Annotated in this window: 11 protein-coding genes and 1 pseudogene; 6 read left to right on the top strand and 6 right to left on the bottom strand. The window is 42.5% G+C overall.

All coding sequences use genetic code 11. The features are described 5' to 3' along the window. A pseudogene (locus RMY31_RS20325) lies at nucleotides 1-208 on the bottom strand (hypothetical protein); the annotation flags it as partial. Then, nucleotides 201-419, bottom strand: coding sequence for a hypothetical protein (locus RMY31_RS20320; RefSeq protein WP_322658537.1), 219 nt, complete (start codon nucleotides 417-419; stop codon nucleotides 201-203). The pseudogene RMY31_RS20325 and the gene RMY31_RS20320, both read right to left, overlap by 8 nt. A gap of 265 nt (nucleotides 420-684) precedes the next feature. On the opposite strand from RMY31_RS20320, the gene RMY31_RS20315 reads away from it, so the two are divergent. The 5 genes from RMY31_RS20315 (at nucleotide 685) to RMY31_RS20295 (ending at nucleotide 4,574) form a co-directional block, all read left to right on the top strand. Then, nucleotides 685-873, top strand: coding sequence for a hypothetical protein (locus RMY31_RS20315; protein ID WP_322658538.1), 189 nt, complete (start codon nucleotides 685-687; stop codon nucleotides 871-873). Nucleotides 874-973: 100 nt separating this feature from the next. Beyond that, on the top strand, nucleotides 974-1,513 hold the full coding sequence (locus RMY31_RS20310) for a leucine-rich repeat domain-containing protein (protein WP_322658540.1): 540 nt from the start codon (nucleotides 974-976) through the stop codon (nucleotides 1,511-1,513). Beyond that, nucleotides 1,422-2,828, top strand: coding sequence for a COR domain-containing protein (locus RMY31_RS20305; protein ID WP_322658541.1), 1,407 nt, complete (start codon nucleotides 1,422-1,424; stop codon nucleotides 2,826-2,828). Before RMY31_RS20310 ends, RMY31_RS20305 begins: the two co-directional genes overlap by 92 nt. 324 nt (nucleotides 2,829-3,152) lie before the next feature. Continuing rightward, complete coding sequence (locus RMY31_RS20300) at nucleotides 3,153-3,302, top strand: hypothetical protein (RefSeq protein WP_322658542.1); 150 nt, start codon at nucleotides 3,153-3,155, stop codon at nucleotides 3,300-3,302. 39 nt (nucleotides 3,303-3,341) lie between these two features. After that, complete coding sequence (locus RMY31_RS20295; protein WP_322658543.1) at nucleotides 3,342-4,574, top strand: DUF4336 domain-containing protein; 1,233 nt, start codon at nucleotides 3,342-3,344, stop codon at nucleotides 4,572-4,574. A gap of 58 nt (nucleotides 4,575-4,632) precedes the next feature. On the opposite strand, the gene RMY31_RS20290 is transcribed toward RMY31_RS20295, so the two are convergent. After that, nucleotides 4,633-5,967 carry a 50S ribosome-binding GTPase gene (locus tag RMY31_RS20290; RefSeq protein WP_322658544.1) on the bottom strand — a complete coding sequence of 445 codons (1,335 nt, stop codon included), beginning with the start codon at nucleotides 5,965-5,967 and terminating at the stop codon, nucleotides 4,633-4,635. A gap of 361 nt (nucleotides 5,968-6,328) precedes the next feature. Here RMY31_RS20290 and RMY31_RS20285 point away from each other — a divergent pair, with 361 nt between their 5' ends. Beyond that, nucleotides 6,329-7,723 (top strand): TldD/PmbA family protein, encoded by a 1,395-nt coding sequence (locus tag RMY31_RS20285; protein ID WP_322658546.1) that lies wholly within the window; start codon nucleotides 6,329-6,331, stop codon nucleotides 7,721-7,723. A gap of 94 nt (nucleotides 7,724-7,817) precedes the next feature. On the opposite strand, the gene RMY31_RS20280 is transcribed toward RMY31_RS20285, so the two are convergent. From RMY31_RS20280 to cobA, 3 genes are all read right to left on the bottom strand, one after another. Beyond that, nucleotides 7,818-8,141, bottom strand: coding sequence for a hypothetical protein (locus RMY31_RS20280; RefSeq protein ID WP_322658547.1), 324 nt, complete (start codon nucleotides 8,139-8,141; stop codon nucleotides 7,818-7,820). An 831-nt stretch (nucleotides 8,142-8,972) separates the two neighbouring features. Next, nucleotides 8,973-9,569: a dephospho-CoA kinase gene (coaE, locus tag RMY31_RS20275; protein WP_322658548.1), complete on the bottom strand. Its 597-nt coding sequence runs from the start codon at nucleotides 9,567-9,569 to the stop codon at nucleotides 8,973-8,975. Between the two features lie 40 nt (nucleotides 9,570-9,609). Then, complete coding sequence (cobA, locus tag RMY31_RS20270) at nucleotides 9,610-11,223, bottom strand: uroporphyrinogen-III C-methyltransferase (RefSeq protein ID WP_322658549.1); 1,614 nt, start codon at nucleotides 11,221-11,223, stop codon at nucleotides 9,610-9,612. Nucleotides 11,224-11,230: the final 7 nt, after the last annotated feature.

The raw sequence follows: 11,230 nt of genomic DNA, 5'->3' as shown, positions 1-11,230 counted from the left end.
GAATTAAGAGGTAAGTAGCTGGACAAAAATATTTACTGTCATTGCGAACAAAGTGAAGCAATCCCAAACCCTTGCGATTGCTTCGTTTCACTTCGTTGCACTCGCAATGACATTGTGTAATTAATTCTGTCCGATTACTTAGTACTGCATCGATATCCCCGAACACATCACGACTTTCAATGAAGGGGAATCTTTGTGAATTAAGCATCGTTTCCTTGTCTGTCTTCTTCTAACAGTGCAGCTAATTTATGAACAGCTTCATAAGAATTATAGTGAGACCAGATATGATTAGTGACTTCTGGCTTTAGCGATAATGCTTCTTCCTCAGTCGCTAGTTCTTGAACTAAAAACTCCATGACCTTGAGTTTATCTGCACGAGATAGCTTTTGCAAAGTTGGGAATAAATCTGCTGCATTCATATCAAGTTGAAGATAACGACTAGATACTTTTTATATTTTCACAACTACCATAGTATGTTCGTAAAGTTTTTGGCATCGCATTGTGAATGACTACAGGCGATCGCATTCTCTAAGACTTTAGTTTCAATGATAGAGAGTCTCAGAGGATGTTTGAAAAGTCCTTTTGTTGGTAGCAAAATGTTTTAGATCCCCCTAAATCCCCCTTAAAAAGGGGGACTTGAAGAATTTTCCCCCCTTTTCAAGGGGGGTTAGGGGGGATCGACAAGTGCCTAAAATCACAGCTAACCACTTTTCAAACAACCTCTCAACGCTGGGAAAAGTAGGAAAACAGGAAGAAAGATTTTTGGCGTTGCTGAATTATTCCGCAAAAACACAATACCTACAAGACAATATACTGAACGCAGGTATAGCGATCGCTCAATATCCCGATGTCGGAAGTGGGCGATCGCTTTAATGCAATGCTTGATACAGGCTACATTATTAATTAGCTGAATTTCTCTGCTGCGCGTCCAAGCAGCAACTCGTCGTCAGGCATCACCTCTGTAAAATCCGAAATGACTAACGAAGAACTGCTGCAAATTATTGAACAAGCTGTCACAGATAAGGTGATAGAGTTAGACCTTTCTGACAACAGCATAATAACGCTACCACCGGAAATAGGACAACTCATTAACCTGCGATCGCTCAACCTCGGTATTAATAAACTGAGCATTCTGCCAAAGGAAATAGTCCAACTCACTAACTTGCAATCGCTCGACCTCCGTAGTAATGAACTGAGCATTCTGCCAAAGGAAATAGTCCAACTCACTAACTTATGCTCGCTCTACCTCAGCAGCAATCAACTAAGCAGTTTGCCGCCACAAATAGGACAACTCATCAAATTGCGATCACTGTTCCTCAACAGTAATCAACTGAGTATTCTGCCGCTACAAATAGGACAACTCACTAACCTACGAACACTCTTCCTCTACAACAATCAACTAAGCAGTCTGCCACCAGAATTTGGGCAACCAGGACGATTCCACACTGAAACACTACGTTATCCTCAAACCGGAATGGGGAACTACTGCCGTCTACAAAGTTTTGGACAATGACAATGTTAAGAAAAAGTTGGGTTGTTTTACCAAAGACGACCTCAAAGATATTTGGAAAAACGGCGAATATGCTGATATGCGAGATGAACTACTGCAACTAATGATGCGGTTCAAGCTATGCTACGAAATTCCCGGTCTTCCAGGCACTTATATTGCGCCGCAATTGCTTTCTATTGAAAAAGCTGATTATACCTGGGATGATACCAACAACCTCACCCTGCGCTACACCTATACATTTATGCCCAAAGGCATCGTCACCCGCTTTATTGTTGAGACACACCCTTGGATTGAACAGCAAAAACTCGTTTGGAAAAGTGGTGTTGTTCTCAATAAAGACAAAACTCGTGCCGAAGTCATTGAACACTACAATCAACGGGAAATTAAAGTTCGTGTAACAGGAAACCGCAAAAAAGAACTGATGGCGGTCGTTACCCATGAACTCGACAAAATCCACAATTCTTACGACAAACGTTTGCAATATCAAACTTTAGTTCCTTGTAACTGTGATACTTGCAAAAACACTCAGACACCTCATGTTTATTCTCTGGATGCACTCTACAAACGCCTAAATGCTGGTCGTTACCAAATTGAGTGCGAAAATAGCTATCAAATGGTAAATGTCCTCAGGTTAATTGATGATGTCAAATCCCTATCCGTCGGCACAGATGGGCAACTCAACCCTCAAGTTGCACAGTTGCAAAGCGAACTGGAGCAAGAAAGAGAGGAATCATTGACACATGGGCTAAAATATAGCAATCAAAAGGAAGTGTTTATCTCTTACACTTGGCGGGATGAACAAAGTAAACCACTTGTAGCGAAGATAGAGCAGGCATTTCAAGCCAAGGACATCAAAATTATTCGTGATATTAATGCAATTGGCTATAAAGAAAGATTTAAAGAATTTATGCAGCGTTTGAGCCGTGGTACATGCGTAATTTTAGTAATTAGCGACCAGTATTTGAAGTCCGAAAATTGTATGTATGAACTGGTTGAAATTGCTAAAGATAAAGAGTTTTATAAACGAATATTTCCGATTATTTTAGCAGATGCCAATATTTTTAAAGCAATTGAAAGAATTAAATATGTTAAGTATTGGGAAGAGCAAATTAAAGAATTGGATAAAGCGATAAAAGAGGTTTCCGCAGATAATTTGCAGGGAATTCGAGAAGATATTGACCAATACAGAGAGATACGCAACACGATCGCCAAACTTATCGACCTGCTGAGAGACATGAATACTCAGACTGAAGATATTCACAGCGAATCAGAATTTGAGAGATTGGTGAATGCGATCGCAGACCGTTTAAATGAGTAAGAATAAGCTATTGCTGAGGTTTAGAGGTGGAACGTTCGCCTTTTTTGCTCGACAATTTGTGTTTCAAGGTGCAAGCTTCGAGTTCAGAAGTCAAATCATGAAGCTTTGAAGTCGAGCAATCGCCCTTTTGACTCAACAATTCGTGTTTCAAGGTGCAAGTTTCGAGTTCAGAAGCTCAATTATGAAGAGCAAAGGCGCAGCTTCGAGGATAAAAGGTGCAATTTCGAGGATAAAAAGTCAAGCAATCGCCCTTTTGACTAGACAATTCGTGTTCCGAGGTGCAAACTTCGAGTTCATCACATTTACCTTATCTATTTGAGAAAGATGAGTCAATGTTCTTCAGACACCCTAGGCGATCGCATTGACACCCCTGCCAGCAATGGTATGACGTTTACCCTTAAAACTAAAGTTTTAACAAGAGTTATTTTATTGGCTCAACAATTTGCTAAACTCCGACTTTTGGAGTTCAAATAAAAATAGTCTGAGCATCGGGAATTGGGAGGGTGTGGCAGAGTGGCTGATGATGAACGTGTGGAAAACGCAGAACAGATTCATCCAAGTGACTTTTCATGGAAGTTGTGGCCCGTTGTGCCACTCTATCCATATGGCAAGCGGCGGACAATTCGCCAAGAAGTAGTTAAGGACACCATCTGGACTTTTGACCAGTTACAAGGCATCTTTTACGTTGTCGTACCCATCCGCATGACTGTGGTTAAGCTAGAAGGCGGCGGACTACTTGTTTATGCCCCCGTAGCACCAACCCCAGAGTGTATCCGCCTAGTGAATGAGTTGGTAGCAGAACACGGCGATGTGAAGTACATTATCCTGCCAACTATCTCCGGACTAGAACACAAGGTCTTTGTTGGCCCCTTCGCTAGATTCTTTCCCAATGCACGGGTATTTGTGGCTCCCAAACAATGGAGTTTTCCACTGAACCTGCCACTTAGCTGGCTGGGCTTACCCTCCAAACGTACCCAGGTACTCCCAGAAGACAGTAGCAAAGTCCCCTTTGCCGATGAGTTTGACTACGCAATCCTCGGCCCCATAGAACTCGGCCCTGGGCGGTTTGCAGAAGTTGCATTTTTCCACAGGCGATCGCATACTCTTTTAATCACAGATTCCGTTATTTCTATACCAGAAGATCCGCCTGCGATCGTTCAATTAGATCCATACCCCTTGCTGTTCCATGCCAAAGATAAAGCCTCTGATATCGTCCCCGATAATCAAGCAAATCGTCGTAAAGGATGGCAGCGCGTTTCATTGTTTGCTTTGTACTTTCGACCAAGCGTACTGGAAGTAATTGCATGGGATCGGGTATTTCGTGATGCCCTGAAAGCACCAGAACGCTCGAAAAAAGCTTATTTTGGGTTGTTTCCCTTTAAATGGTATCCAGACTGGAAGCGATCGTTTGATGCCCTACGTGGTAACGGACGTTTATTTGTAGCACCCATTTTACAAACACTTATTCTCAATCGGGCACCAAGGGAAACTATCAACTGGGCAAATAAAGTAGCGAGTTGGGACTTCCAGTGGATTATTCCCTGCCATTTTGACTCACCAATCAAAGCAGCGCCGCAACAGTTTCGCCAAGCATTCTCCTTTCTAGAAAATCAGTCTGCGGTGAATGTGGGTTTATTCAGCAGTAACAGTTTTCCTTTGCCAGAGGAGGATTTTAAGCTACTGAGAGACATTGATGCAGGTTTAAATAAGTTTGGTATTGTCCCGCCAGCAAAGGAGAAATTGTAGAAAGAAAGGCGAGTGGTAAAAAGTGCGATCGAGCGAATCATGGTTGTGCCCAAAAAAATCAACGCTTAATTCCCTTAAACCGTTCTTTTGCTGTTTTAAACGCCTCTTGCATTACAGACTGAATTTTTTGAGGATCTGGTTTCTTCCCTCCCATTAAATCACCAAAGTAAACACAGGCTCCTTCACCTAATGCCCAAGTATAGGCAGCTGCCCAAGAAGCTGCTATTACACTGCCGAAACCTGGGAGAAACTTAATTAACTCTCTTGCAACCGCCTGTGCCAAAAAACCACCTGCGATCGCACTCACAACACCCCCTGCTTGCGATGGGGTCAACGTCTGCCCATATAACTTACCTAATAGACCCACCATCGAGACTTGTAAAGCAGTCAGTACAGGCATTGTGGCAAATGGCAGCGGCACGGCTGCGAGGGTAGCGGACATAATCGCAAATGGCAAAATGTAACGCCGACCAGCATCTCGGTAGAGATTGCCAATTTGCTTACCAACTTCTTCCCGTTCCAATAGCTGATAAATCGCTTGGGCTTCTGCTTCTGGAAGTAAATCTGCGAGATTATCGCTGAGCGCTTCTAAGCCATAAAACACCGGAGTGTAGCCGTCTTCTTCGAGAGCAAAGTCGATGATAACCGAGCGATCGCACAGTTGTGCAAAGGCTTCTACAATGGCAGCCGATGCTCGATTGACCTCCTCATAGTCTGGTGGATATGCAGGATGATCGGCTATATCAGGAGGATAAACTTCATGCAAGCAGGTAATCGCTAGCAGACAGGGAATTTCTGGATATTTCTGACGCAACTGCTGAGCAATTTGTCGCAGAGTATCAGTGGCAAAATCATTGATTTTAACGGTCAGAATCAGGATTCTAGCGCGATCGCTTTCTTTTTGTAAATCACCAACTAACTCCTGAATAATTGCTGAGGTGTCCTGGTTCACATCTCCCAGTCCTACCGTATCTGTAAAAATCAGCAACGGCAGTTCATTGGAAGGATAGGCATAGCGCTGAGTATGTTGCGTATGGGGACGAAATCCCTGGCCAACAATCTCGGCAGTTACTCCCGTTAGTCCTCGAACAATCGAACTTTTTCCGGCTTGAGGCTTACCAATCAGCAAAGCTTCTGTCGTTGGCAGTTCTGCTCGAACCGTCTCCAAAATCTCTGCAACCTCAGTTTCGCTGACACTAAACCACTGAATAACCGTCTGTGCAACTTGCTCTACGGGTAGGCGTTGTATTAAATTTGCTGTTGCCTTGTTCCAGACACCACTAATGCGGTTTGTCCAGGAGACATTAGCCAACTTAGTTGTCACACTATCAGTTGGTTCACTGGACTGCTCAGATTCCGCTGATGGCAAGTCAGCATCATGTTGTTCAGTCATTGGCATCACAATGGTAGATAGCTTCTAAGACGCTTACCTGGGCTTACCATGCGGGATTTTTAGACGCAGAAAACCCTACTAGTAATTTTAGCTTTGTCAGTGATGTCTAATTTGAATTTTGCCAAAACCTTCTACTTCGAGGGGAAAAATCCGGTTGTGAAATTAGCCTATTTCAATTTCTTTGCGGGGTTGAGGTTAGCGTAAAGTCCGCCGATCGAGCGATCGCCTGTCGTTGTCGAGGAATTACCAGATTGCATCTGGTCTAAATTCTCCTTGTCCCCGTGTCCTCACTCAAAAGAGTAGCCGACATTGACAAAATAATTGCAAAATAAAGTCAGTTCGTCATGGTTACTACCTAAAAATGTCGAATAAAATTGCTGACGCACAAAATTTACTTTCTGACCTCATCGCCCGCTACTCATCCCGCGTGGATTATCTGATGATTCGCCTCGAAGAAGCAGAAGGGACTGATATCTTGTTGCGTGGCGACAAGGTAGAAACCCTCAGCGAAGGTATTTCAATTGGTGGACATATTCGTGCTTGTTATAAAGGTGGCTGGGGATTAAGCAGCTTTAACGAACTGGCGACAATTACAGAACGCATTCAAGAAGCGATCGCCGCTGCACGAATGGTTGGTGACGAAGAAACTATCCTCGCTCCCATCGATCCAGTGCAAGCAGTATGCCACCTACCTCTGACAGGCACAGATCCCCGCATAATTCCCCTCAAGAACAAAAAAGAGTTGTGCGATCGCTACACCGAACTGCTGAAAAGCGTTGACCGTCGCATTACCACAACTTCCGTGCGCTACGGTGACAGCACTCAAAAAGTCATCCTCGCTACCTCAGAAGGTACTCTCATTGAGCAATCTTGGGTAGATATGGAAATGCGCTTTGCTGCTACAGCAAAAAACGGCGAAACCATCCAAACCGGACGAGAAACTACTGGCTCTCGTAAATCCTACGAAGACCTAACTAACTTGGATGAACAAGTCAAGAGTTCTGCCCAAAGGGCTGTTGCTGCCTTATCACTGCCATCGGTGAAAGGCAATACTTACACCGTTGTCATTGACCCAATTCTCACTGGTTTGTTTGTACATGAAGCTTTTGGTCATCTTTCCGAAGCTGATATGGCATACGAAAATCCGGATCTACTAGAAGTCATGACCATTGGACGGCGATTTGGGCCAGAAGAACTGCAAATTTTTGATGGTGCTGCTCCAGAAGGGCATCGAGGTAGTTATTTTTATGACGATGAAGGTACACCCGCCACTACTACCCAATTAATTAAAGATGGGGTTCTAGTAGGACGTTTACATTCCCGTGAAACCGCTGGCAAATTAGAAGAAGCGCCTACAGGCAACGCCCGCTGTCTCAATTATCACTTTACCCCAATTGTGCGGATGACAAATACTTGGATTGAACGGGGTAAAACACCAGTTGAAGATTTATTCATTGGTATTAAAGAAGGAGTATATGCCCGTAATTGGCTTGGTGGCATGACGAATGGCGAAATGTTTACTTTTAGCGCTGGGGAAGCATGGATGATTAGAAACGGCAAAATAGCTGAACCCGTGAGAGATGTGACACTCTCAGGAAATGTTTTCCAAACGCTGGCCGATATTGAAGCAATTGGTGATGACTTTTACTGGGATGAATCTGGTGGTTGCGGTAAGGGTGGACAAAATGGCTTGCCTGTGGGTTGCGGTGGCCCAAGTCTGCGAATTCGCGATGTAGTGGTTGGTGGAGAAGTATGACTTAAAAGGTAGGGGGCGGAGGATGGGCAGAGGAGAGAATTCTTAAATAATTCTCTGTGTCCCCGCGTCTCCCTCATCTCTTCCTTTCCCCCTGTCACTCAACTAGTACTCGTTTTAGTAAAGCTATCCACATATCTGGCGGCTCAGAGTAATAATCAATTTCCGCAATTTGATATCTAAAAGTTGAGGAACCATGCTTTAAAACAATGTAATCATGAGGTTTTAGACCTTTTCCTATCCCGGTCATGTGTCCTTCTATTCCTCCATGAAGGGACTCAAATACGTAGTCTCTTCCCTTAATCAGTTGGCTGTAATCGTGTGTTTTATAATTCTTTTTTGATTTTGCTGAGAGCATTACCAGTGGGAACAAACTTAAAACACCGGAACTTAAGTTAATACTTGTTTTAATAAAAGACATAAGTGTTTTTTCCAATATCATGTTTACAAAAAAAGCTCTGTATAAACGGATATCAATTTTGGACAATAACCAATCTAGAAAAGATTGGTATAAAATCCAGACAGTAATTAACCTTACCTTTTTCTAATAAAAACAATAGACTGCTTGCAGAAGAAGGAAAAAGTGGCGTTACCTTTGAAGATAGGCAGCTGAGGAAAGAGTCAAAGAGATTGGATTTTCCTTTTTTCCTTAACCTTTACCTCTTATCCAACTGATTACACAAATGTCTTTAGCCTCACCTGTAGATCGCAAATCAAAAATTAAAAACTTGTCGGTAGTTCTTTTGAAATACAAAAACAATTTTAAAAGCAATACCCAGCATTCAAATTAATTTTTCTTAAGACTTAATTCGTAACTCTTAATTTTTAATTTTTACCAGGCTGGAATCAGCATCATTAATAATGCTGAGCGAGTCTGTACTAATTAAGTATCGAGATGATTGGTTACGCCTATCCAATGCCTGCAATATTGAACATCTAGTTAAATATTTTGTATGACTCTAGTAATGGAAATTTATTAAATATTATACATCGGTTTTAACTATACCAGCTACAGTAAAATTACGAACATATTGGACAAGATTTGTAAAATATAACCATGAACTTTGTTTACAACAAAGCATGAAAATCTTACTTTTAATACCCAATCGTGCCACTTGTTTTAAATCGGCAAAACCGACTAAAGCACTGGGTTTGCAATGCTCAATCTTTAAGATATGTTAATTAATTAAGCTTATAAATGCTGTATGTATTTAGAGTATCATTAATCTAAATTTAAAAAGAGAATTTAGTTTTAATTTATACTTCTTATTGCTAGGGCAGCATCGATCTGTTTCAGCAGTGCTTCTAGGGTAGAGGAGTTGTCTAACACAATATCTGCGAGAGATGCCTTTTGTTCAAGAGATAATTGGCTATTGATGCGGGCTTGTGCTTGTTCTCTACTTAAATGATTTCGCTGTATTAATCTTTGTAGTTGTTGTGATTCAGAACAAGACACAACCCAGATTTCTGTAACTAAATTAGTCATCTGAGCTTCAAATAGCAGAGGGATAACTAACACCAGTGTTTGCGAAGACGATTGGGCGATTTCTTTAAGGAAGCGATCGCCTACATAAGGATGAATCAAACCCTCTATCCAGTTGCGTTCATCTGGATGCTGAAAGATAATTTCGCCTAATTTTTGGCGGTTGAGGCTGCCATCTGCTAGTAAAATTTGTTTGCCATAACGTTGAGCGATCGCTTCGAGAATGGGCGAACCTAGAGTTACTGCATCTCTAGCATAAATATCTGCGTCCAAAATCGGCAGACCGTAAGTGCTAGCCAAATAATTGGTAACGGTAGTTTTGCCTGTGGCGATGCCTCCAGTTAAGCCGATAATGCGTTTAGTCATTAGTAGAGACGCGATTAATCGCTGTCTGTACAGTTGTCAATCATTTGGTTGCCCATTGGATAAGTGCTTGAGTTAACCCATCTAAAGTATATTCTTCAGCTTCCACATCTACGCGCCCAAATAAAGACTGACAAGTTTTCGAGGTTTGGGGACCGATAGAGGCAATACAAATTCCCTCTAACTGATTTGCTACTACAGAAGATTGATTTCCATCGCCGTTATTAGCAAATATAGTGCTTGTGAGTTGATAGAAAAATTGCACAGTTTTAGAACTAGCAAAGGTAATTACATCTATCGTGCGATTTTGCAAAGCTAATTTTGTCGGTGACGAGACACTACTAGGACAGGAAGATTGATATGCGGCAACTTCGATTACCTCTGCGCCTTTGACGGTTAATTCTTTGACTAAAATTTCTCGTCCGCCACTTTCGACTCTGGGAAATAAAATCTTTTTCCCAAGCAGTTCTTCAGGAAAGTTTTCGACTAAAGAATCGGCAACAAAGTCAGGGGGAATAAAATCTGGTTGGATTCCCTGTTGTTTGAGACTTTTGGCTGTTTTCTCGCCAACAACGGCAATTTTGACACTAGCTAAAGCACGGGTATCTTTACCTTGGGCGTTTAATCTTGCAAAAAAGTAGTCTACACCATTAGTGGAGGTAAGAATTAACCAGTGAAAGTCAGATAAATTAGCGATCGCATTATCCAAAGCTTCCCAACTAGTAGGCGGGACAATTTCTAAGGCAGGCATTTCAATGACTTTAGCACCTGATGCGGTGAGGCGATCGCTAAATTGACTCGATTGTCCAGATGAACGTGTCACTAAGATTGTTTTGCCAGCGAGGGGGAGGTGGGGGGATGGGGGGAAGTTGCTTGACATATTTGGCAGGCTGGAAGTTTTGGCTGTAGTCGAATCTTCAAAGTATATTTTCTCAGGTTGTAAGAAATTGCGTAGCCCGACAACTTCGCCAATCACAATTACCACTGGGGAAAGAGATAAACCAGTAGTTTGTTCCAAAATATTACTTAGTTGGGCTACCCAAATTTCTTGATTTGGAGTGCCTGCCCAGCGGATGATGGCAATGGGTGTTAAGCGCGATCGCCCATACCGTAATAGCTGATGTACAATTTCCGGTAGATGTTGTCCACCCATCAATATTACCAGTGTCTCTAACCGTGACAATGCCTCCCAGTCTAAAGCTTCTGGTTCGTGGGCCGTAAACACTGCAAAACAACGACTCAGAACGGGATCTGTTAGCGGAATTCCCGCCAGCAAGGGTGCTGCAAGGGCTGAAGAAATTCCTGGTATTACTTCAAATTCGCAACTCGATGCTTTCAAAGCTTCAATTTCAGAAGTACAGCGCCCAAAAATAAACGGATCGCCTGATTTGAGTCTGACAACTTGTTTACCCTGCTGGCAGTGCTTCACAAGTAACTTATTAATCTCAGTTTGTGGTGTGCTGGGTTTACCACCGCGTTTGCCCACATCCAGCTTTAAGCAATCAGACGGTACGCATTGCAACAATTGGTCATCTACTAAAGCATCGTAAACTAAAACCTGAGCTTGACCCAAAAGATTGTAAGCTTTTACTGTCAGGTGTACCACGTCTCCAGGCCCAGCACCTACGAGGTAAACTTTGCCCCTTTGTTCAGTCATGATTTGA

The sequence above is a fragment of the Dendronalium sp. ChiSLP03b genome (assembly GCF_034531165.2).
GTDB lineage: Bacteria > Cyanobacteriota > Cyanobacteriia > Cyanobacteriales > Nostocaceae > Dendronalium > Dendronalium minutum.
The sequence above is the reverse complement of the archived record's forward strand: the minus strand, read 5'-3'. Positions and strand labels throughout refer to the sequence as shown.

What these genes read in the sequence shown, in the direction of transcription:
- RMY31_RS20300 (WP_322658542.1), top strand. Translation starts at nt 3,153, where the DNA reads ATGAGTCAATGTTCTTCAGACACCCTAGGCGATCGCATTGACACCCCT.
- RMY31_RS20310 (WP_322658540.1), top strand. Translation starts at nt 974, where the DNA reads ATGACTAACGAAGAACTGCTGCAAATTATTGAACAAGCTGTCACAGAT.
- RMY31_RS20285 (WP_322658546.1), top strand. Translation starts at nt 6,329, where the DNA reads ATGTCGAATAAAATTGCTGACGCACAAAATTTACTTTCTGACCTCATC.
- RMY31_RS20280 (WP_322658547.1), bottom strand. Translation starts at nt 8,141, where the DNA reads ATGTCTTTTATTAAAACAAGTATTAACTTAAGTTCCGGTGTTTTAAGT.
- RMY31_RS20320 (WP_322658537.1), bottom strand. Translation starts at nt 419, where the DNA reads ATGAATGCAGCAGATTTATTCCCAACTTTGCAAAAGCTATCTCGTGCA.
- RMY31_RS20290 (WP_322658544.1), bottom strand. Translation starts at nt 5,967, where the DNA reads ATGACTGAACAACATGATGCTGACTTGCCATCAGCGGAATCTGAGCAG.
- cobA (WP_322658549.1), bottom strand. Translation starts at nt 11,223, where the DNA reads ATGACTGAACAAAGGGGCAAAGTTTACCTCGTAGGTGCTGGGCCTGGA.
- coaE (WP_322658548.1), bottom strand. Translation starts at nt 9,569, where the DNA reads ATGACTAAACGCATTATCGGCTTAACTGGAGGCATCGCCACAGGCAAA.